The 21,355-nt window shown below is 67.6% G+C and carries 18 protein-coding genes and 1 pseudogene; 12 read left to right on the top strand and 7 right to left on the bottom strand.

Going from position 1 to position 21,355, the window contains the following annotated elements; translation table 11 throughout:
- Nucleotides 1–12: 12 nt before the first annotated feature.
- Complete coding sequence (locus tag AC0T5L_RS18650; protein ID WP_476166724.1) at nt 13–588, bottom strand: TetR/AcrR family transcriptional regulator; 576 nt, start codon at nt 586–588, stop codon at nt 13–15.
- Nucleotides 589–840: 252 nt separating this feature from the next.
- Between AC0T5L_RS18650 and hrpA the strand changes: the two genes are divergently transcribed.
- The 3 genes and pseudogenes from hrpA to AC0T5L_RS18635 all read left to right on the top strand — a co-directional run bounded on the left by hrpA (nt 841) and on the right by AC0T5L_RS18635 (nt 7,426).
- Nucleotides 841–4,791, top strand: a complete 3,951-nt coding sequence (hrpA, locus tag AC0T5L_RS18645; protein ID WP_476166723.1) for an ATP-dependent RNA helicase HrpA — start codon at nt 841–843, stop codon at nt 4,789–4,791.
- A 339-nt stretch (nt 4,792–5,130) separates the two neighbouring features.
- Nucleotides 5,131–6,501, top strand: a complete 1,371-nt coding sequence (locus tag AC0T5L_RS18640; RefSeq protein WP_476166722.1) for an MFS transporter — start codon at nt 5,131–5,133, stop codon at nt 6,499–6,501.
- 85 nt (nt 6,502–6,586) lie between these two features.
- Nucleotides 6,587–7,426 (top strand): annotated as a pseudogene (locus AC0T5L_RS18635) (IS5 family transposase).
- A gap of 175 nt (nt 7,427–7,601) precedes the next feature.
- Here the strand turns inward: AC0T5L_RS18635 and AC0T5L_RS18630 are convergent.
- From AC0T5L_RS18630 to AC0T5L_RS18615, 4 genes are read right to left on the bottom strand one after another with little or no spacing between them, the layout of a single operon-like run.
- Nucleotides 7,602–8,600, bottom strand: coding sequence for an L-histidine N(alpha)-methyltransferase (locus AC0T5L_RS18630; RefSeq protein ID WP_476166721.1), 999 nt, complete (start codon nt 8,598–8,600; stop codon nt 7,602–7,604).
- The gene (locus tag AC0T5L_RS18625) at nt 8,597–9,598 is read right to left on the bottom strand and encodes an iron-containing redox enzyme family protein (RefSeq protein ID WP_476166720.1); all 1,002 of its coding nucleotides are present in this window, start codon (nt 9,596–9,598) and stop codon (nt 8,597–8,599) included. Before AC0T5L_RS18625 ends, AC0T5L_RS18630 begins: the two co-directional genes overlap by 4 nt.
- Nucleotides 9,595–9,810 carry a CDGSH iron-sulfur domain-containing protein gene (locus AC0T5L_RS18620; protein ID WP_476166719.1) on the bottom strand — a complete coding sequence of 72 codons (216 nt, stop codon included), beginning with the start codon at nt 9,808–9,810 and terminating at the stop codon, nt 9,595–9,597. The genes AC0T5L_RS18625 and AC0T5L_RS18620 overlap by 4 nt, the downstream gene beginning before the upstream one ends.
- On the bottom strand, nt 9,803–10,456 hold the full coding sequence (locus AC0T5L_RS18615) for a HemK2/MTQ2 family protein methyltransferase (RefSeq protein ID WP_476166718.1): 654 nt from the start codon (nt 10,454–10,456) through the stop codon (nt 9,803–9,805). Before AC0T5L_RS18615 ends, AC0T5L_RS18620 begins: the two co-directional genes overlap by 8 nt.
- Before the next feature lie 282 nt (nt 10,457–10,738).
- On the opposite strand from AC0T5L_RS18615, the gene AC0T5L_RS18610 reads away from it, so the two are divergent.
- Complete coding sequence (locus AC0T5L_RS18610) at nt 10,739–11,695, top strand: hypothetical protein (RefSeq protein ID WP_476166717.1); 957 nt, start codon at nt 10,739–10,741, stop codon at nt 11,693–11,695.
- A gap of 181 nt (nt 11,696–11,876) precedes the next feature.
- Nucleotides 11,877–12,962 (top strand): lactonase family protein, encoded by a 1,086-nt coding sequence (locus AC0T5L_RS18605; protein WP_476166716.1) that lies wholly within the window; start codon nt 11,877–11,879, stop codon nt 12,960–12,962.
- A gap of 81 nt (nt 12,963–13,043) precedes the next feature.
- Here the strand turns inward: AC0T5L_RS18605 and AC0T5L_RS18600 are convergent, their stop codons facing one another.
- Nucleotides 13,044–13,208 (bottom strand): hypothetical protein, encoded by a 165-nt coding sequence (locus AC0T5L_RS18600; RefSeq protein ID WP_476166715.1) that lies wholly within the window; start codon nt 13,206–13,208, stop codon nt 13,044–13,046.
- A 354-nt stretch (nt 13,209–13,562) separates the two neighbouring features.
- Here AC0T5L_RS18600 and AC0T5L_RS18595 point away from each other — a divergent pair, with 354 nt between their 5' ends.
- From AC0T5L_RS18595 to AC0T5L_RS18570, 6 genes are all read left to right on the top strand, one after another.
- The gene (locus AC0T5L_RS18595) at nt 13,563–14,258 is read left to right on the top strand and encodes a glycoside hydrolase family 11 protein (protein WP_476166714.1); all 696 of its coding nucleotides are present in this window, start codon (nt 13,563–13,565) and stop codon (nt 14,256–14,258) included.
- 329 nt (nt 14,259–14,587) lie between these two features.
- Complete coding sequence (locus AC0T5L_RS18590; protein ID WP_476166713.1) at nt 14,588–16,186, top strand: hypothetical protein; 1,599 nt, start codon at nt 14,588–14,590, stop codon at nt 16,184–16,186.
- Nucleotides 16,183–16,695 carry a hypothetical protein gene (locus AC0T5L_RS18585; protein WP_476166712.1) on the top strand — a complete coding sequence of 171 codons (513 nt, stop codon included), beginning with the start codon at nt 16,183–16,185 and terminating at the stop codon, nt 16,693–16,695. The genes AC0T5L_RS18590 and AC0T5L_RS18585 overlap by 4 nt, the downstream gene beginning before the upstream one ends.
- Nucleotides 16,696–17,005: 310 nt before the next feature.
- On the top strand, nt 17,006–18,013 hold the full coding sequence (locus AC0T5L_RS18580) for a hypothetical protein (protein WP_476166711.1): 1,008 nt from the start codon (nt 17,006–17,008) through the stop codon (nt 18,011–18,013).
- A 200-nt stretch (nt 18,014–18,213) separates the two neighbouring features.
- Nucleotides 18,214–18,696: a hypothetical protein gene (locus tag AC0T5L_RS18575; RefSeq protein ID WP_476166710.1), complete on the top strand. Its 483-nt coding sequence runs from the start codon at nt 18,214–18,216 to the stop codon at nt 18,694–18,696.
- 154 nt (nt 18,697–18,850) lie between these two features.
- Nucleotides 18,851–19,588: an immunity 49 family protein gene (locus AC0T5L_RS18570; protein WP_476166709.1), complete on the top strand. Its 738-nt coding sequence runs from the start codon at nt 18,851–18,853 to the stop codon at nt 19,586–19,588.
- Between the two features lie 344 nt (nt 19,589–19,932).
- On the opposite strand, the gene AC0T5L_RS18565 is transcribed toward AC0T5L_RS18570, so the two are convergent.
- Complete coding sequence (locus tag AC0T5L_RS18565; protein ID WP_476166708.1) at nt 19,933–20,289, bottom strand: DoxX family protein; 357 nt, start codon at nt 20,287–20,289, stop codon at nt 19,933–19,935.
- A gap of 376 nt (nt 20,290–20,665) precedes the next feature.
- Here AC0T5L_RS18565 and AC0T5L_RS18560 point away from each other — a divergent pair.
- On the top strand, nt 20,666–21,355 hold a 690-nt coding region (locus tag AC0T5L_RS18560), incomplete at its 3' end, for a cbb3-type cytochrome c oxidase subunit I (RefSeq protein WP_476166707.1).

The following is a 21,355-nucleotide window of genomic DNA, read 5'->3' as shown; positions in this document are numbered from 1 at the left end:
CCACCGGGACCCTCAGCGGTCCGCCGCGTTCGCCAGTAGTTCCAGCAGGTCGTCGACGACGTCCTCGGGGCCGGTGCCGCCCTTGTCCGTGCCCAGATGGCCGGTCAGCGCGAGGTCCACCGCGCCGTGCGGGGCGGCCAGTAGCAGTGCGGTGCGCCGATCCGGGGCCCCGACCGGGATGACCGTCTCGACCTGGCACTGCCGGACCACCGCGGTCAGGGCGGCCCGGGTACGCCGGCCCGCGGCCCCGAGCTCCTCCTGGGGGCCGGACCAGGCGCCGAAGACCAGTGCGAACCGTGCCGGGTGGTCCATGGCCCAGGCCGTGTAGGAGTGCAGTACCGTCCGCAGCGCCTCCCGCGCGGTGAACGCCTGTCCCGCGGCCCGGTCGATGATGCCGCCCAGCCGTTCCAGCTCCTTGGCCGCCACCGCGGCCAGGAGGGACTCCTTGTCCGTGAAGTGCTTGTAGGGCGCCATGTGGGAAACCCCGCTCAGGCGCCCGACCTCGCGCAGCGTCACCGCCTCGGCCCCTCCGGAGTCCAGCAGTTGCCGTGCCGAGGCGACGAGGGAGCTACGCGTGTCCTGGGGCATGCGGACCATCGTAGGCACACGACCAGGCCGGGGCGGTGCTCGACCCGGAGAGGGCCGTGGACCCGCGGGCCGACCACGGCGCCCGCTCCCGGCGACCGCCGGGCCTGGCCGGGGCCGTGCACGGAACAACCCGGCCTTCCCCGGCGTTGGGTCCTACGTGCCCGCGGCCCCATGCGCGCCGGAGCGCCGCGCCGTGCAGGTGTGGTCCCGGCGGCGAAAACCGGTTGCCGCTCCTTCTACCCTTGACTATTGATGAGCACCACCACGCCCGCGCCCGCCGCGGACACACTCCGGTCCCGGCTGCGCGACCTCATGCCCTCGGACCGCCACCGGCTGCGCCGGCGTATCGACGGCCTGGACAAGATCCGCGACGAGCGCCGCCGTGCCTCGGTCACCGCACAGATCGCGGGGGACATCGACGAGGCCGCCCTGCGAGTGGACCTGCGCCGCGAGGCGGTCCCGGAGCTCACCTACCCCGAGCAGCTCCCGGTCAGCGCCCGGCGCGAGGACATCGCCGAGGCCATCCGCGACAACCAGGTCGTCATCGTCGCCGGTGAGACCGGTTCCGGAAAGACCACCCAGCTGCCCAAGATCTGCATGGAGCTGGGGCGCGGCGTCATGGGCACCATCGGCCACACCCAGCCCCGGAGGCTGGCCGCCCGCACGGTGGCCGAGCGCATCGCCGAGGAGGTCGGCACCCCGCTGGGCGAGACCATCGGCTACAAGGTCCGCTTCACCGACTCCTCCAGCACGAGCACGCTGGTCAAGCTGATGACCGACGGCATCCTGCTCGCCGAGATCCAGCACGACCGCATGCTGCGCCAGTACGACACGCTCATCATCGACGAGGCCCACGAGCGCAGCCTCAACATCGACTTCCTGCTCGGCTACCTCAAACAGCTGCTGCCCAAGCGCCCCGACCTCAAGGTCGTCATCACCTCGGCCACCATCGACCCCGAGCGCTTCTCCCGCCACTTCGACGACGCCCCCATCGTCGAGGTCTCCGGCCGCACCTACCCGGTCGAGGTCCGCTACCGGCCGATCTCGGAGGAGGTCCTCGACCCGGAGGAGAAGAATCCGGGCGGCGGTACCGACCGCGACCAGACCCAGGCCATCCTGGACGCCGTCGACGAACTCGGCCACGAGGCGCCCGGCGACGTACTGGTCTTCCTCAGCGGCGAACGCGAGATCCGCGACACCGCCGAGGCCCTGGAGAAGAAGAAGCTTCCGGGCACCGAGGTCCTGCCGCTCTACGCGCGCCTGTCGGTCGCCGAGCAAAGACGCGTGTGGTCCTCCCACGGCGGGCGCCGCGTCGTCCTGGCCACCAACGTCGCCGAGACCTCCCTGACCGTCCCCGGCATCAAGTACGTGATCGACCCGGGTACCGCGCGCATCTCCCGCTACTCCCACCGCACCAAGGTGCAGCGCCTGCCCATCGAGGCGGTCTCCCAGGCCTCCGCCAACCAGCGCAAGGGCCGCTGCGGCCGCGTCTCGGAGGGCGTCTGTATCCGGCTGTACTCGGAGGAGGACTTCCTGTCCCGCCCCGAGTACACCGACCCCGAGATCCTGCGCACCAACCTGGCCTCGGTCATCCTCCAGATGGCCGCGCTGGGCCTGGGCGACGTCGCGGCCTTCCCGTTCGTGGACGGCCCCGACCACCGCCAGATCAAGGACGGCGTCAACCTCCTCACCGAGCTGAGCGCCCTGCACCCCGACACCTCCGGCCAAAAGCGCAAGCTCACCCGGACCGGCCGACGCCTGGCCCAACTGCCCGTCGACCCGCGCCTGGGCCGGATGGTCCTGGAGGCTCACGAACGCGACTGCCTGGGCGAGGTCCTGGTCATCACCGCGGCCCTGTCCATCCAGGACCCGCGCGAGCGCCCCGTCGACAAGCAGCAGCAGGCCCAGCAGGCGCACGCCAGGTTCTCCGACAAGGAGTCGGACTTCCTGGCCTTCCTCAACCTGTGGAACCACCTGCGCGAGAAGCAGCGGGAGCTGTCGGGCAACCAGTTCCGCAGGCTGTGCCGCGATGAGTACCTCAACTACCTGCGCGTACGCGAGTGGCAGGACATCCACGGCCAGCTCAAACAGGTGCTGCGCTCCATGGACATCGACGTTCCGCGCCCACGCGAGGAAGCCGCCGACCCCCGCGGCGTGCACATGTCACTGCTGGCCGGGCTGCTCTCGCACGTCGGGCTCAAGGACCCCGACAAGCACGAGTACCTGGGCGGACGCGGCGCCCGCTTCGCGATCTTCCCCGGGTCGGCGCTGTTCAAGAAGCAGCCCCGCTTCGTGATGGCCGCCGAGCTGGTGGAGACCTCCAAACTCTGGGGCCGCATGGTCGCCAAGATCGAACCGGAGTGGGCCGAGGAGCTGGCCGGCGACATCGTCAAGCGCCACTACAGCGAACCGCACTGGGAACGCAAGCGCGGCGCCGTCATGGCCTTCGAGCGCGTCACCCTCTACGGCGTGCCCATCGTCGTGCAGCGCAAGGTGTCCTACGGCAGGATCGACCCCGAACTGTCCCGGGAGCTGTTCATCCGCCGCGCCCTGGTCGAGGGCGACTGGGAGACCCGCCACCACTTCTTCCACGACAACCGCAAGCTCCTGGACGAGGTGGAGGACCTCGAACACCGGGCCCGCCGCCGCGACATCGTCGTGGACGACGAGACGCTGTTCCAGTTCTACGACGCGCGCGTGCCGGACTCGGTGGTCTCGGCCGCCCACTTCGACTCCTGGTGGAAGAAGGCCCGCCGCACCGACCCCGAGCTGCTGGACTTCACCCGCGAGGAGCTCATCAACGAGGGCGTCGACGTCGTCAGCGAGGACGACTACCCGGACGTGTGGCGCCAGGGCGAGTTCACCTTCCCGCTGACCTACCAGTTCGAACCGGGCAGCGACTCCGACGGCGTCACCGCGCACATCCCGGTGAAGTTCCTCAACCAGGTGGACAACACCGGGTTCGACTGGCAGATCCCGGGCCTGCGCGACGAGCTCATCACCGCGATGATCCGGTCCCTGCCCAAGCCGCTGCGGCGCAACTTCGTACCCGTCCCCGACAACGCCGCCCGGGCGCGTGGCGGCCTGGACCCCTACTCGGGGCCGCTCGCCGAGGCGCTGGCCGCCGAACTCACCCAGATGGCGGGGGAGCGGATCAGCCCCTCCGACTTCCAGCTGGACCGGGTGCCCGACCACCTGCGCATCACCTTCCGCTCGGTGGACGAGCGGGGCCGGACCCTGGCCGAGTCCAAGGACCTGGAGCAGCTGCGCGCCAAACTCAAGCCGCGCCTGCGCGAGGCGATCTCCGCCGAGGCCAAGGGCGTGGAGAGGAAGGGGATCACCTCCTGGGACTTCGGTCCGCTGGAGCAGACCCTGGAGCGCAAGGCGCTCGGCCCCAAGGTGAAGGGCTATCCGGCGCTGGTGGACGGGGGCGACAGCGTCGCGATCCGCATCTTCGACACCCGGCCCGAGCAGCGCGCCGCCATGTGGGCGGGTACCCGCCGCCTGCTGCTGCTCACCGTGCCGTCGGTGGCGCACGTGGTCAGCAAGGGCCTGAACAACCCGGACAAGCTCGCCCTGGCCGACAACCCGCACGGCTCGGTCAAGAAGATGCTGGAGGACGCCGAGTCGGCCGCCGTCGACCACCTGCTCGCCCGCGAGGGCGGCCCGGTGTGGAACGGCGAGGACTTCCACAAGCTCTCCGAGCGGGTGCGCGCCGACCTCGGCGACACCCTCGCCGAGGTCATGGACAAGACGGCGCGTGTGCTGGTGCTGTGGCGCAAGGTGTCCAAGAAGGTCAAGGGCACCACGTCCCTGGCCGTGCTGCCCTCGCTCAACGACGTGCAGGGCCAGCTCGGTGACCTGGTCGGGGACGGGTTCGTCACCCGCACCGGCCTGTCGCGGCTGGACGACGTGCACCGCTACCTGCGCGGGGTGGAGTACCGGCTGAACAAGCTGCCGGAGAACCCGCGCCGCGACCAGGTGAACATGGCCAAGGTCGAGCAGATGCGCCAGGCCGTGGACAGGCTGCGCGGAAGCATCGGCCACGGCCGTGCGTCCGACCCGGACGTGGTGGAGCTGCGCTGGATGCTGGAGGAGTACCGGATCAGCCTGTTCGCCCAGGAGCTGCGTACGGCCTACCCGGTCTCGGACAAGCGCATCATGAAGGCGATCGAGGCGGCCAAGGCGGTGGGCCGGAAGTAGTCCCCTCTCCCCGGTTGATCTTGTACTTATAGCGAGGTTCGAGCGCCCAACCTCGCTATAAGAGCTCGCGCGGTTAGGGGCACAGGCCCGGAGGCACAGGTTCCCGCTGCTAGCATTTGCAGCATGTCAGCCGCTTCGTGCTCGGCCGCTTGCGCGGCAGTGACCAGGACGTCCCGCTAGCGGCGGGACGTCCGGCTCACAGCAACACCTCACCTGGAACGTCCAGCCGCTTCGTGATCCATCCGGAGCGGCCCTTTGTGCTGCTCGTAACGCTTCAGAGCGACGGAGCAATCGATGCTTTCAGGCACTTCCTCTTCCCGCGGGCAAAGCCCGTCCTCCATGCGCGCATGGCTCGTGCTGTGCGCGATGTCCATGCTGCAGTTCTTCATCGCGGTCGACGTGACCGTGGTCAACATCGCGCTGCCCTCGATCGGCGCGGACTTCGGCGTCGAGGGCCACTCCCTGACCTGGGCCGTGGTCGGTTACACCATCACCGGCGGCGGGCTGCTGATGCTCGGCGGCCGGCTCGGTGACCTTCTCGGCCGCCGCCGCACCCTTCTGGTCGGCACGACTCTCTTCGGCGCGGCTTCCCTGCTGGCGGGCCTGGCCCCATCCTTCCCGGTCCTGGTCGCCGCGCGCCTGCTCCAGGGAGCCGGCGAGGCCGTCGCGCTGCCCGCGGCGATGGCGACCATCGTGCTGCTCTTCCCTGAGGGCCCGCGCCGGTCGCGCGCCCTGAGCGTGTGGGCCGCCGTGGCCAGCTGCGGCCTGGTTCTCGGGTTCGCCCTGTCGGGGATCATCACCGCCCACCTGGGCTGGCGCTGGATCTTCCTGATCTCGGTGCCGTTCATCCTGGTCGTGATCGTGGCCGCGCTCGTCCTGGTCCCGGCAGACCGGTCCGCGTCTCGTGAGCGGGTCCGACTGGACCTTCCGGGCTCGCTCCTGCTGACCGCGTGCCCGCTGCTGTTCGTCTACGCCGCGGTCGAGGCGGGCGAGCCTGCGACCAATCCGTGGGTGAGCGTGGCCGCGCTGGTCGGCGCGGTGCTGGCCGCTGTCGGGTTCGTGCGGGTCGAGTCGAGGTCGCCGAACCCGCTGGTCCCGCTGACGTTCTTCGCGGACCGCGCTCGGCTGCGTGCGAACCTGACGACGATGCTGCTCAGCGGTGCGTTGTCGACCTCGTTCCTGCTGTTCACCTTCTACCTGCAGGACAGGCTCGGTATCGGGCCTCTGGGGGCAGGCCTCACGATGCTGCCCCTGGCCGTGGCGCTGATCGCGGCATCGGTGCTCGTGCCCCGGCTGCTGGGATGCTGGGGCGCGCGTGCGTGCGTGCTGGCCGGGCTCGCGGCTGCTGCGGGCGCGATGGCTGTGGTCGCGCTCGTGGCCGTCCTGGGCGGCGGGGCGGCATGGCTGCTCCCGGCGATGCTGCTGATCGCAGCGGGCATGGGCTTCGGACTCGTGGGTCTGCAGTACATCGCGGTCAGCGGGACCACTGACGAGGACGCCGGGATCGCCTCCGGCGTCCAGCGAGCAGCAGACCAGCTCGGCGGAGCAGCCGGTGTGGCTATCTACGTAGGTCTCGGGTTCGCCCCGGCCCTGCACGCCGGAGACCCGTTCGTGATCGCTGCGGTACTCGCCGTCATCGGGCTGATCGTCGGTGCCGTGGTCATCTCCCGGTCGCCGGCCACCGCGGTGGGGCAGCCACAGGCCGGGTAGCAGAGCAGGCTGCCGCGCCGCGCCCAGACGGCTGCGGCGCGGCAGCCCCTCCCCTTCGCTCCGCCGACGACGATCAGAAGACCACGTGCCCGTCCTGCCCACCTTCATCGCTGACCCTCTGTGGGAGCAGTTCCAAGCGCTGCTTCCCGAACGGAACATCAACCACCCTCTGGGTTGCCACCGGCCGCGCATCCCTGACCGGGTCGTCTTCGGCAAGCTTCTGGCCCGCCTCGTCCTGGGCGGCAGCTATCAGCAGCACGCCGACGAGTCCTGCTCGGCGACCACGATGCGCGCCCGGCGCGAAGAGTGGATCCGCGCCGGCGTCTTCGAACAACTCCACCACCTGGCCCTGGAGGCCTACGACTAGGCCGTCGGCCTCGACCTGCACAACCTCGTGGTCGACGGATGCATCGTCAAAGCACCGTGCGGAGGAGAAAACACCGGCCGCAGCCCTGTCGACCGCGGCAAATCAGGTCTCAAGAGATCGGTGCTCGTGGACGGCGGCGGAATTCCGGTCGGATGGGTCCTGGCCGGGGCCAACAGGAACGACTCCCCGCTCCTGCGTCCCACGCTGGAGACTCTCGCCGTGCTCGGGTTCTGGCTTCCAGAGGTCATCACAGTCCACCTGGACGCAGGCTACGACTCGGCTCGGACCCGGGATCTGCTCGCCGAGCTGGGCTGCACCCCGAACATCACTCCTCAAGGAACCTTCCTACCTATCAGCCACACTCATCGATGGGTCGTTGAGCGGACCAACTCATGGCACAACCGAGGGTTCTCGGCGCTGGCAAAGGTGACCGACCGGCAGGGGTGTGTGCAGAACGCCTGGGTCGCGCTGGCCAGCGCAGTCATCATCATCCGCCGCCTGGTCCGTCAGTCCTGGAACCGCTACAGGTGGGACGCTCGCCCTGTCCGGTGCCCTTGACCCACACGCCCTATCCGCGCGACCTCTAAGTACAAGATCACCGCAGACGGAGTGGGTTTCCCACAGGTGCGATGCGTGTTGGCGCGTCGGGCACCGCGCATCTGCGCTATGGGCTCGGTGGTGACTGACGGTTGACGAAGGCGCTCGGGAGAGCGGGCAGCGGTGTCCGTTCGGATCAGGCCTCGTCGCGCCGGAAGAGGAAGAGCCCGTACTGTGCCTCGGGATCCCGCCACCGGGCCCGCAGGCGGAAACCGTGCGCTTCCACCTCGCGGGTCAGCTGTCGGACGCCGAACTTCGCCGAGTAGCCGACGTTGAGGAACTGCCCGCGCGGTATGCGCAGTGTGAGTCCGAGTCCCGGTACGGGCACCGTCCGGTCGGCTCGGGCGCGAAGACGCCCCTCCACGGTGGAGGTGTCCGCGTTGTAACAGGCCTCCGGGACGAAGTCGTCGAGCACGAAGTCGGCGCCGTAGCGGCGATTGAGCTGGGTGAGGTAGTTGAGCCGGAAGTCGGCAAAAGCCGAGTGCCCGGCGGGATCGTTGTAGCAGGTCTCCAGGACCTCGCGGCTCTTGTCCAGATCGGCGGAGACCAGGAAGCCCTCGCCCGGGCCCAGGCAGCGGGCGACCTCGCCGAGCAGGCTGTCACGTTCCTCGCGCGTGGCGTTGCCGAAGCTGCTGCCGAGGAAGACGACCGCGAGCTGCTCACCGGGGTGGGTGCGCAGCCAGTCGAGACCGGCTTCGTAGCGCCCCCACAGGCCCGTGACCTCCAGGCGGTCCAGCTCCGAGCACAAGGCGCCGCTGGACCGCAGCATTCCCCGGTCGACGTCGATCGGAAGGTAGGTGGTCTCACGTAGGCGCACGCAGTGCTCCAACAGCAGCCGTGTCTTCTTCGCACTTCCGCTACCCAGTTCCGCGATCCGCCCGCAGGCGAGCAGCTCGGCTATCTCCGGGGAGTGGCGCTCCAGCAGGCCGCGTTCCACGCGGGTCAGGTAGTACGTGGGCAGCTCGGTGATCTGTTCGAACAGTTCGGAACCGACCGCGTCGTAGCCGAGCCAGGGCGGCAGCCGGGGCGGCGTCTGCTGGAGGCAGTCGCGCACGACCGTCTCCTCCGGCACCGCGTCGCCCCGGTCGGCGACCGGGAGGACGCCGGCTCGCACCGCTGGTCCAGGTGGTCTCATGGTCTCCCCCCGTCCACCCTGTGGCGAAAGCTCGACTCGCCGCGGTTCCAGTGGCGCAACAGGCGGTCCTCCAACCGGGCGGCCAGGAACGTGCTACTGCGGATTCCGAACACGACGTCGGAGGCCAGCCCGGGTTCGGCGCTCAGCAGCGGTGCGAGCACCTCGCGCCGGACGAGTTGCTCGTGCACCGCGTCGGCTTCGACGTGCTCGGCGTAGAACCGGATGGCGGCCGGACCGCAGCCCAGCCTCCGCATGGCTTTGACCAGCCGGTCCGAGCCGGGGGAGGAGGTGAGTTCGACGGTGGCGAACTGCCCGATCAGCGCCGCACGCAACCCGCGGTGCAGCCCGCACAGCGACATGAAATTGACCTCGGCCAGCATTTCGGCGGGAGCGGAGTCGAGATAGGCGCCATAGGCTGCGGAGAGGCCGAGCTCGGTCATCATGTCGGCGAAGAGCTTGGAGTGCGCCCGCTCGGGATCTCCCGCACCGTACTCGTCGTGCTGCACCGTCACGAGGGCGGCCTTGGGCGGGCCGTCCAGGCGCGGGATGACGAAGGTCTGCGGGTCGGCCTCCTTCAGGTGGTAGAGCGAGCGGTGTGCGACGTACTCGCGCAGTTGCCACAGTTCCCCGTGGCGGCGCAGGTGATGGGAGACGCCGAACGCGTCGACGTGTTCGACGAGGAGTCCACCGAGCTCGCTCTCGACGTCCGCACCGGCGGGCACGTCGTCTCTGAGCGCGCCGAGGAAGGCCCCTTCCAGCTCGGCGCGGATCGTCAGCAGCGCCGGGTCCCATTCGCGGTCGGCGTCGACTTCCCCGAACCCGCGGTAGTGGGGTTCGTAGCAGCAGTAGAGGGCCAGTTGGAGGTCCTCGCCGTAGGGCGGGGACCCGTCCACGGCAGGAAGCTCGGGCCGGTTCCCACGCAGTGCGCACAGAACCGCCTCGGAGACCGGGCCGCGAGGGGCGGGAAGTGTCGGCGCCTTCGGCATCGTCGCGGTCATGGGCCGTGCTCCTCACCCTCTGTGTCACGTACACGTCGGCGGTGGCTGGTATCGCAGAACGGGCGGCGCCGGCTGCGGCCGCAGGCGCACAGCGCGGTGACCGCCCGGTCGCTGTGCACGCGCGTTCCGTCGGACATCTCCACGTCGACCGGGCCGTAGACGAGGATCGGGCCCTCGTCGGTGACGATGACCCGGCGATGGGCCTCAGCCATGGTGCGCCTCGATGACCACGAGCCTCTCCTCCACCTGGTCGGGGCCGAGCAGCCCGCGGGCGCGCAGTGCCGGAGCACGTGCCCGCAGGACCGGCCCGAACGGGACGTGGGTCCTCGCGAGGACCTCAGGAGCCAGCCCGGCCTCCTTGAGCTGGTCCAACGTGATCTGCTCGTCGGCGAGCTCGGACTGCACGAGCAGTAGCGCGCCGTCCTCGCTGAGCACCGAGGACACCCCCGCGCAGATGCGGTCCAACAGGAGCCGCCCGTCCGCTCCCGCGTCCCAGCACCTCGCCATCCGGTGACGGGGCGGCAGCAGGCCGGCGGCGGGCATGTAGGGCGGGTTGGCGAGCACGAGGTCGAAGCGACGCGGGGCCACGGGAGCGAACAGGTCACCGCGCCGGACCGTCGCCGGGACCCCGTGCAACCGGCTGTTGACCCAGCTCGCCAGTACTGAGCGCCGCGACAGGTCGATCGCGGTGAGGCTGGCCGCGCCTGCGCGGAAGGCCTCGATGCCCAGCGCCCCGGTACCCGAACCGACGTCGAGGACCGAGCGGTCGGCGACCTGGCCGCGCCGGCGCAGCACGGCACGGAGCAGTGAGGTGTCCTCCTGCGCTGGGTAGACGCCCGGCGGCCTTACTAGCAGCATGCGAGCACCACTACCCGGCCTCCCCACCACCAATCGCGCCCGCTGAGCATCCCGTGCAACGAGTGGTGGCCTTGGGTGACCGTAGGCCAGACGGTGCGGACGTGTCCGAGCAGGAGCAGGACCAGGCCGGAATCGGCCCCGTTTTCCCCGGTGATCTTGTACTTATAGCGAGATTCGAGCGCCGAGCCTCGCTATAAGTACAAGATCAACGCAGGTGGAGGGGTTGTACACAGGCGGGTCCGTCCCATAGCGCCCGGAGCCCGGACCGCGGATAGTGGGTCCATGGCACACCTCCCACAGCGATCGGGCGGCGGCCCCCTCGCCGCGGCCAACGGAACCGCGCTGCGCCAGTACGGGGTCCTGAGCTGGCAGCAGGCCCACGCCCACGGACTGCGCCAGGCCGACATACGCTGCCTGCTCCGCGGTGGTGAGTGGGGGCGGCCGTACCGACAGGTGTACTCGGTGCGCTCCCTACTCCCGCCCGCCGGCAGTACCGACAGGCTCCGCAGCAGTGTCATGGCCGCACAACTGGCCCTGGGCCCGTGCTCCTTCGCCGGGGGTGAGACCGCCGCACTCCTGTGGAACATGCAGGGGCTCCCGCCCTGGAACGGCGACGACGTCCACATGGTCATCCCGGCGCTCGGAGCCCAACGCCACGTCCACGGCATCACACTGCACAGCTGGGACACCCCTCCCGAGGAGATCACCGAGGTAGGCGACGGCATCAGGATCACCCGCCCGGGTCGCACGCTGCGCGACACCCTGCTGAGAGTGGGCCGGAACACCGCCGTGTGCCTGATGGACTCGGCCCTGAACCAGGGGCTCGTCAGGCAGGAGGAGGTCCAGGAGCTGGAGGAGGCCAACCGGGGCCGCAAGGGCTGTGTGAACGTGCGCCGATGGTGGTCCCTGGCTGACTCCCGGTCCCAGAGTGCGTTGGAGACGAGAGTCCGCCTGGTCTGCGTCGACGGCGGTCTGCCTCCCGACGAGCTGCAACGCCGCTTCGTGGACGGATGGGGCAGGACGATCGCCATGGCCGACTTCTGGTGGGAGGCGGCCGAGCTCATCGGTGAAGCCGACGGTCTCGGCCCGCACGGCAACCCGCGTGCCCTCGCCCGGGACCGGGAGCGGCAGAACGCCCTCCAGCGGTGGCACCCCCATGTCCGGATCGCCCGCTTCACGTGGAAGGACCTCAAACGGCCCGAGTACATCCTGGCGACCGTCGCCAACGCCGGACGCTGACATTTCGCCTCTGGCGCGTTCACTGGTTCCGGCATCGCTGCGTACGGCACGGGGGGGCTGGCAGCTGGCCGCGAGTGGGAGCCCCACGGCGGTCGGGTGACCGCCGCGCCTGTAGCATGCGCCCTGTGGTTCAGACCACCGACGGGTGCGAGACACAGGCGCGAGGGAAACGAGGATCCCGGTGGGCGAAGCGGTGGACGGACGGCGGCTCCTGCTGGTGGGCACCTACACCCCCGACTCCGAGCCTCCGGGGGAGGGCGCCGGGGTCCACCGGGTCTGGTTCGACCCCATGACGGGGGAGATGGCCGACGGCGGCGTGGCCGCCCGCACCCCCGGGCCGTCGTTCCTGGCCTTCCACGAGGACCCGCCCACGGTGTACGCGGTCAACGAGCGCGCCGAGGGCACCGTCGCCGCCTTCCGGGTCGACGGGCAGGCCCGGCTCACCGAGCTGGGGCAGGCCCCCACCGGCGGCGGATCTCCCTGCCACGTGCTGGACCTGGGCTCCGAGCTGGCGGTCACCAACTACGCCAACGGCGTGGCGACCGTGTACGGACTGGAGAAGGACGGCACGTTCACGGCCGGGGCGGCGGAGTTCGCGCACACCGGGACCGGGCCGGTCGCCGACCGCCAGGAGGGACCGCACGCGCACAGCGCCGCCGCTCCCGACGACCGCCACGTGCTCGTGGTCGACCTGGGCACCGACGAGCTGCGCGTCATCCGCGACGGCGAGCAGACCGGTACGGTCGTGCTGCCCCCGGGCACCGGCCCCCGGCACGCGGCCGTCTCGGGGGAGTACCTCTACGTCGTCGGCGAGCTGGACTCGCGGGTGCACGTCCTGCACTGGGACCCCGACACCGGCACGGGGGAGTACCTCGGCTCGGTCCACGCCACCGGCGAGGAGGCCGCGGGCGACAACTTCCCCGCCGAGATCCTCACGAACGGCGACCACGTGTACGTGTCCAACCGGGGGGCCGACTCCGTCGCGACCATCGCCGTCCGGGACGGGGGCGCACGCCTGGAACACGTGGCCAACACCCCCGCAGGAGGGCCGTGGCCGCGCAACTTCACCGTCGTGCGCGGCCACCGCGAGGAGCCCGACCACCTGGTCGTGGCCGCCCAGAACGGGGACTCCCTGGCCTCCCTGCTCATCGACCCCGACACGGGCGTCCCCGCCGACACCGGCCACCGCCTGCGCGTCCCCGTTCCCGTGTGCGTGCTCCCGGTGCCCATCACCCGCATCCGCCGCGCCGAGGCCGCCCGGGACTGACGGGAACACCGCCACCGGGTGCCGCTTCCGCGCCCGTGAGCCGCCACCGGGCGCGGGGCCGGTCACGGGAGCCGAAGAGGCTCACGTGTGGTCCTCGACCCGGAAGGGGACGGTCTCCTCCCCGGCGCGGGCTTCGATCACCGCGCCGTCGGCGATGTCCCCCGTCTCTTCCAGGTACGCGGCGAACACCAGGACCAGGCCGCGGTCGGTCGCCGTCCCCTCCGGTCCGGCCGGTCCAGTGGTCATACCTTCCCCTCTCTCGCCGCATGACAGGGCTCGAAACTATCCGAAAACTTTCGGCGCCAGTGGCCTGGTATCCGCGCCCCGAATCGGGGTATTCCGTGTCATTTTCAGATTCACCGGCCATAGATCGCTACTGACCAGGGGATCTGCTTCCTTGGCGAGGATTAATCTAACCGAAATTTTCCGGAAACCATTGACAACCCGGCGGGGGCGGGCAAATACTCTCACACACGGCAATCAGCCAAACCCGCCGCGTTATACGACGCCGAGCGCGGTGGCCGTCCCCTGGCCACCGACGACCCCTCCGGCTCGTATCGCGCTGGCTGACCCCCCTGCCAACCTTCGCAAGGAGGAAACATGTCAACGGAAGACACCCCCACCCCCCACCTCCCCCAGATCAGCCGCAGAGGACTCATCGGCGGTGTCGGCGCACTGGCGCTGGCAGCGCCCGCGCTCATGGCGGTGCCCGGTATCGCCCACGCCCAGACCATCACCCAGAACCAGACCGGCACCCACAGCGGCTACTACTACTCGTTCTGGACCGACGGCGGCGGCTCGGTCTCCATGACCCTGGGCAACGGCGGCAACTACAGCACCCAGTGGAGCAACACCGGCAACTTCGTCTGCGGCAAGGGCTGGAGCAACGGCAGCCGCCGGAACGTGAACTACTCGGGCAGCTTCAACCCCTCCGGCAACGGATACCTGTGCCTGTACGGGTGGACCTCGAACCCGCTCGTGGAGTACTACATCGTCGACAGCTGGGGCACCTACCGGCCCACGGGAGAGCACCGGGGCACGGTCTACAGCGACGGCGGCAACTACGACGTCTACCGCACGATGCGTTACGACTCCCCCTCCGTCGAGGGCACCCAGACCTTCCCCCAGTACTGGAGCGTCCGGCAGTCGAAGAGGGTGGGCGGGACCATCACCACCGGCAACCACTTCGACGCCTGGAACAGGGCCGGAATGAACCTGGGCGGCTTCGACTACTACATGATCATGGCCACCGAGGGGTACCAGAGCAGCGGCAACTCCAACATCTACGTGGGCTGACGGACCTCCGGTCCCCGGCGGGGTCGTTGGCTCCCGGAACGTCAACGCCCCCCGGCCACAGGGGCGCCCGTGACCACGGTGGCCCGAGACACCCCTGATCCCCGGTGCCCGAGGGGCGGAGCCGAACGGCTCCGCCCCCTTTTTCGCGTGTGCGTGTCCCGCGCCCCGGCGATGCGGTTGCCTCCGCCCCCGTCGCCGACGGCCCCGGAAGCCGCAACCACGGGAGGTCTTCTAGCATCGGACACAGCGAGTGAAGCGGCGGCACGGGCATCGACGCCGGCACCGGCCTGCCCGCGAACGTTCCCGGCTTTGACGGCAGCGGCTCGCCCGTGTTCAACCTGGACCTGGACCGGTTCACCGGCGGCAACGCCGCCTCCGGCCGGCTCGCCGACGTCAGCTCCGCCCTCAACCGGCTGCTCGGCCACACCCAGGGCTCCCCGCCCACCGGTGAGGGAACGCCCGACGGCCCCAGGGCCCGACCCGCCTCCGGCACCTCTGATGCCGCCGGGGAGCGGCCCGCGCGCGGGCCCCGGCCGAACAGAAGACAGGACGAGGGCTCCCAGGACTCGGGCGAGGGTGCCGGGGCCGATCCCACCGCCCGGCAGCTCCAGGACACCGAGGATCTTCTGGAGGAGCTCTACCCCTCCTTCGACCTGGACGAGCTCACAGACACCGAACGCCGTGTCCTCGCCGAGGAGGGCGACGCCTCACGCGGCCCCGAGCTGGGCCCCTCCCAGCAGGCCGAGCAGGCGGGCCTGGACCCCTCGCTCAACTCCGTCTTCTCCGACGGGCGCGCCCTGGCCTCGGACTACCCAGCCTGGGAGGTCGGCCCGGGCACCGACGGCCCGGACTCGGCCGGGGTGCCCGCCCACGCCGGCGGCGGCAGCCCCGACACCCTGACCGCTTCCCGGGACCTGCCGGGCGCCACGCCGAGCTCCCGGGTCGATCTCACCGGCATCGGCGGCGACCGCTTCCCCGATCACCACCGCGACGGAAGTCCCAACACCCACAACCCCGACGGCCGCGGTGCCGACCACCGCCACGACGGAAGCGCTGGCGATCGCGGCCCGAACCTGCGCGACGATTCTCCAGCAGCCCGCACCAGCGCTGACGGAGGTACTCCCCACGACAGCAGATCTCCGGTTCTAGAGGATTCAGACATATCTGATTCCCGCAAAAGAGGAGAGGCAAAATATACTACCGGAAATGATTCCCCAGAACATTCAGGAGGACCACAACTTCCAACAGGACATGAAGGCACGGAGACAGAAGCAGGGGGGAACCGCCCAGAGGGCGAAGAGTACACACAGAGGACCAGTAATGGCCCCCCTGACCCCGAGGGCATGGAAAAGAAAGACGATCACGACACACGAGAGGAAGAAGACGCCAGCAATCCCGCCAAGGAAGAACAGCCACCCGAGAGCGAGGGAAAGAAGAAGCGAAGCATACCAGAAGCCGTCCTAAAGAGAATGGAGGAAGGCAACGCCTTCAATAGAAAGAGAGAGCCATACTATGAGAGCAATGGCGGACACAACGAACTGAGAGTAGGAGACATAACAGAGAAAGGTGGACGCCAGTCGGTGGACTCATACGTCCCCGGACAGGAAATTGTATCCAGGAAGCACACACAGATATCAAAGGTCCAACCCGGCACCTTCGAAGGTTACCTGAACGAACTTGCAGAAAAATACAAACCAGGAACCAAGATCCCCGACACACCAAGAAACCGGCATATTGCCCCGCATCTGATCGGGAAAGCAATGAAGGGGAACATGACCCTAGAAGTACCAGTCCAGAGGGATCCGCCTCCCAACAGGGCACTTGAGGCCGCAGCTGAAAGAGGTATCATCGTAAGAGACGAGAACGGCAAGGTTTGGCGACCAGTAAAACCCGACGAGGACACGCCAGACCAAGGAGAAAGCAAATGACAAAACCAGGCGGCCGGGAAGTTTCTTACTGCACTCGATGGAATCCAGTGCTGAAAAAACCGCTGGAACCCCTGACGGCAGAAGAGGCATCGGAGAGAAGCCAGCAGGGGGACGAGTACACGGTCCTGGTCAACTCTGACAAAGGTGACACCTGGCCGGTACTGATAGAGATCATGTGGGAAAACGGACATGCCGAAGTAAAATTCCTGGACCACTTGGGACGAGAAAAGGCATCCTACATATTCCAGAGGGAGAGTGGTGACCTTCTTTTCCTGCGAAGTCGCTACTACTGGGAATACGGAAGCGAAGACCCCGACCTACATACATTTGACGCCGTGGAAATCAACGAGATCCACGAAGATCCAAACGGCTACATGAAACACATAGCCATCGACAAGAAAAGCAACACAAAGGACACCACCGAGTACAGGGATATGCCAAACGAAATCAACTGGGAGTCGATCCCACAGTTTGGAAAATGGGACTCCATATCCAGGTTCGAAAGGTGAGCGGACAGGCCCCATCCAAATTTAGCGACACAGAGGGCTCATCTCGAAAGCCATCATCATGCTTGGCCAGGTGCTTGTAGCGGATGAGGATGCAGGCGATGCCGAGCATGGCCGGGAAGGTGAAGGCCTTGCGCTCCCAACGCACATTCAGCCTTCGGTAGGAGCCCAGCCAGGCGGATCGAGCGCTCGACCTTGTACCGATGCCGTCCCAGTCGTTGGGAGGATTCGATCCCGGTACGGGCCAGGCGCCCCCGATCCCGCACTCGCGCAGCCAGCGGCGCCGCTCCCTGGAGCAGTAGGCCTTATCGCCGTGGAGCTTCGCCGGACGTCCCCGCCGGGGAGCGGCCAGCGCGCGGGCCCCGGCCTGAAGCCCTCCCAGCAGGCCGAGCAGGCGGGGCTGGACCCCTCGCTCAACTCCGTCTTCTCCGACGGGCGCGCTCTGGCCTCGGACTATCCCGCCTGGGAGGCCGGCCCGGGCACGGGCGGCCCGGACTCGGCCGGGGTGCCCGCCCACGCCGGCGGCGGCCCCGACACCACCAACCCCAACGACCGCGGTGCCGGCCACCGCCACGACGCGAACTCCGGCGATCGCGGCCCGAACCTGCGTGACGACGGGCCCGGTGCCACCAACCGCACGGATGTCACGCCCTCCCGGGACGGGGACATTCCCAGGGACCGGGACACGTCCAGGAATGACTCCACCGACCGCCGTACCACGGGCGAGACCTCCACCCGCTCGGACAGGAGTGACGGTGAGCGTTCCGGCCCGAACCGTGACGGTCTCGACGGAGCCAGGATCGATGAGGACGGCCGCCGGCACTCGGCCTCCGGACCGCATGATCCCGAAACGCCGGATACACGCCGCGACAACGACACGACCCGGTCGTCTTCCGGGGACAGAGCAGACAGCAAGACGGAAGAACCCATCCCGGTTCCCAGGACACGGGAGGAAGCTCAGGCGAGCGCCCGCGAAATCCTCAATACCATGAATCTCGGCAAGGGCACCGACTTCATGAAGAACTTTGTCGACCTGGTCAACAATAAGAAGTACGAAGGCCTACTGGAGAGGGCTTTCTACAACAGTCTCGGACACAGGTACAGAGAAGGCATCACTATCAACGGTGAGCCCCCTTCCCAGCCTAACGAGGACCGATCCGAGCGACCCCTGGATAGCCAGGGATCTCCTTCCCCCTCCCGCCCAAATACCTGCCGGGGACGATCAGGGGTACACGATCAGGAATCGACAGCAAGAACCTCCGTAAGCTGGACTCATTCGCCGATCTTCGGCAGATCTAACTCAATGCGTACAACCCGCTGAACAAGATCGTCAAGGGCATCAAAGACAGGATCAAGAACAGCAAACCTACATCCCTAGTCCAAGAGCTCGAAGCGGCACGCGAGGACCGCAGGCCCATGGGCAGAATGAAGAAGAGACTCACCGAGCAGTTTGGGGAGCGGGCTGCAGAAAGAACGGTCAGGGAAAACTTCACCGGATCCGAGGTCTCTTTCTAAGAGCCCATGCGGAAACCGAACGGAAGCGTCGTCAAGGACGCTCGGGGTAATGAGGTCACAACCACGTGGCGCGGGACTCTACCGGAGTTGGCGGAGAACCGGCCCCCTGACAACCCGAATCCCATCCCTACAGGTGAGAACGCCCCTAAAAATGGGAACGACCAGTTCGATCAGATCTGGCGCACCAAGGACGGGGGTTTTGTCATCGTAGAGGCCAAGAGTAGCCTTGGCACCGAACTCAACGAACGGACGGTTAAGTCCGGAGACGGACCCAAGCGCGTCAAACAAGGAACCCGTGAGTACTTTGACGATATCTTGGAAGCAATGATCGACCGCGGAGGAGAAGAAAAGAAGATCGCAAATAAAATCAAACGCACTCTGAACGAAAACGAAGGGAAGGTCCACTACGTAGAAGCCAAGGGGAATCCAGATAAATCTGGACAGTATCAAGGAAATGCCATGAGGTTCTTTAACATCAGAAGGGAATAAAATGAGCCTTCATGTACCTAGTCATGACCTCTCGCATCGTGTGGATTCTGACCACTGGGAGGAAAGTGCCGACAATCGAAACTATTGGCCTTCGTCCTTGGAGTCAAAGCCCAAATCGGTTGATCTCTCTTTGAGTACCTTGCATATGGATGTGATGTTCAGTACCGCTGCGGACCCCGAGGTGACACGCCTGGAGACCTGGGAGGCGTGGACCGCTGACATGCAGATGCACCATGCCCTGTTCGCAGTGGAAACCAACCTACCGGGTACTGATCTTGAGTTGATGGTCCACCACAGGATCCGACGGACCAAAGCAACCGGCCCCAGCTATGCCACCAGTGCCAGCAACTGGACCACCGCCTTCTTCCTCGCCGTCATCTGCCGCGACCAGAAGCGCTACCAAGAACTGTGCGAGATCCCGGTCGATCTCCTCCGCGAGGCCGGGCAGTCCCAGGGGACCCAGTACAACCCCTTCACCTATCACTGGATCTCCGCCCTCCAGGCATTCGTCCTCAACCGCCCCGGTCTGGGCGAGGAACTCCTGGCCGCGATGGAGCTGTCCACACCCGAACGTGTCGACTTCGGCGACACCGAACTCCTCGACGAACTCGCCTTCCCGCCGATGAACACCTTCCTTCGCCTGGTGGAGCGCGACAGCGACAGGTTCAACGAGGCCCTCGCCCAGGGCCTGGCGCTGCACCGTGGTTACTACACCGCCAACGAGGATCGGAGCCGCAGCATCAAGGGCGCGGTCCCGCTAAGCCTCCTGGCCATGGCATGCCTGGCCTACGACACAGCCGAGATCGATCCCGACTTCCACTTCGACGTCGAGTCCGGCTACCTGCCCAAGCACATCCTCCAGCGCTCCTGGTACGGCGAGTTCCCCGTCTGACAGACCGGCCCGAACTGCACAACGCGGAAGAGGAGACGGATGAGGTACTGAATCATCCACCGGATCCCTTGGCTTGCAGGGCTTGTCCAAGTTCCGTGATCGCTTGGCAGGTCTCTCAAGCAGCGGATTCGCCCGCGTATGATGTAGAGAGTCAGCGTCGACTGGACGCGAGGAGGCACGGCCGTCCTCTCCCAGTCCGTCGCTCTCTTCCCGAGCCCCGGACTGGACCCGAGCCCGGAGCCGACGCCCCCCGGATGCCGGTAGTCGGCAAACGTGTGTCGGGGGACGCGCCCGGAGCGGCATTCGGGTGTGTCCCCGAGACCGAGCCCGATCACGCCATCGGTTCACCAGGGGCCGTGGTAGGCCAGGTTCACGGCCAAGGCACCCGCCGACAGGCAGAAGAACACGGACCAAGGCCCCAATCGGTAGTCACGGACCCGCAGGTGGGCCCAGAGCGCACCGAGGAAGTACAGCACGAGACCGCCGGCGGCGAGTGCGCCCAGCACCGGCACGGCGAACCCGGCCAGCAGCCCCAGTGAACCCGCCGCCAGCAGAGTGCCCAGCGGGCGTATCCAGGAACGGGGCACGCGCAGCCTGTCCGCCTCGCTCTTGGGGTGGTCGTGGCCGACGAAGTTGGCGGCGGCGGCCAGACCGCTGACGGCCGAGGCGAGGAGGACGACCACGAAGTAGGTGGCGAACACGGGGCTCCTTCTGCGTGAGGATGACGGCTGGGTGGTCGCTCCATGGACGAGACGGCGCCCGGGAAGGTGACACGCTCTCCCCACCCCCTTCGGCTGGCCACCCCGCACGTCCTTCCGCCACGGGGCACGGTCACTCGCCTCGGAAGCCCAACCGTAGTACTAAATGGGAAATTGTCGTTCCCAATCACCATGACCGCTGGCAAGTCGGACAACGCGTGAAATGGTGAATAGGCGCTGAATCTGCAAGGCAAACGCGTGATAAAAAGTGAGCGCGGGGCCGGTGTCCTGCGTTAACGTGTCCCCTTGGGGGCAGAAGAGAGGGCCGTAGGGGCTCGGGAAGGATGCGGTCAGCCTTTGGCTGTCCGTATTTTCGCATATGGGGGGTTGGATCGTGTCACCGGCGAAAACCGAGGCGGAGGAACGTGAGGGAACAGTACCCAGGGGGACGATCGTCAACTGGTTGACGTCGACCGATCACAAGATCATCGGGTACATGTACATCATCACCGCCTTCGCCTTCTTCCTCGTCGGCGGCACTATGGCGGTGATCATCCGCGCGGAGCTGTTCGCCCCGGGCATGCAGATCGTGTCCAACGAGCAGTTCAACCAGCTGTTCACCATGCACGGCACGATCATGCTGCTGCTCTTCGCGACCCCGCTGTTCATCGGGTTCTCGAACGTGATCATGCCGTTGCAGATCGGCGCGCCCGACGTGGCCTTTCCCCGGCTGAACCTGTTCAGCTACTACCTGTTCCTGTTCGGCGGGCTGATCGTCATGGGGGGGTTCCTCTCTCCGGGCGGCGCGGCCAGCTTCGGCTGGTTCGCCTACACGCCGCTGTCGGACGCGGTCCGCTCACCCGAGATCGGCGGTGACCTGTGGATCCTGGGCCTGGTCGTCTCCGGTTTGGGCACGATCCTGGGCGCGGTCAACTTCATCACCACCGGCCTGTGCATGCGCGCGCCCGGTATGACGATGTTCCGCATGCCGGTCTTCACCTGGAACACGTTGCTCACCAGTGTCCTGGTGCTCATCGCGTTCCCGGTGCTGACCGCCGCCCTGGTCGCC

The organism is Nocardiopsis sp. TRM 82005 (assembly GCF_056312425.1).
This window is presented reverse-complemented; position numbering and strand designations above follow the sequence as displayed.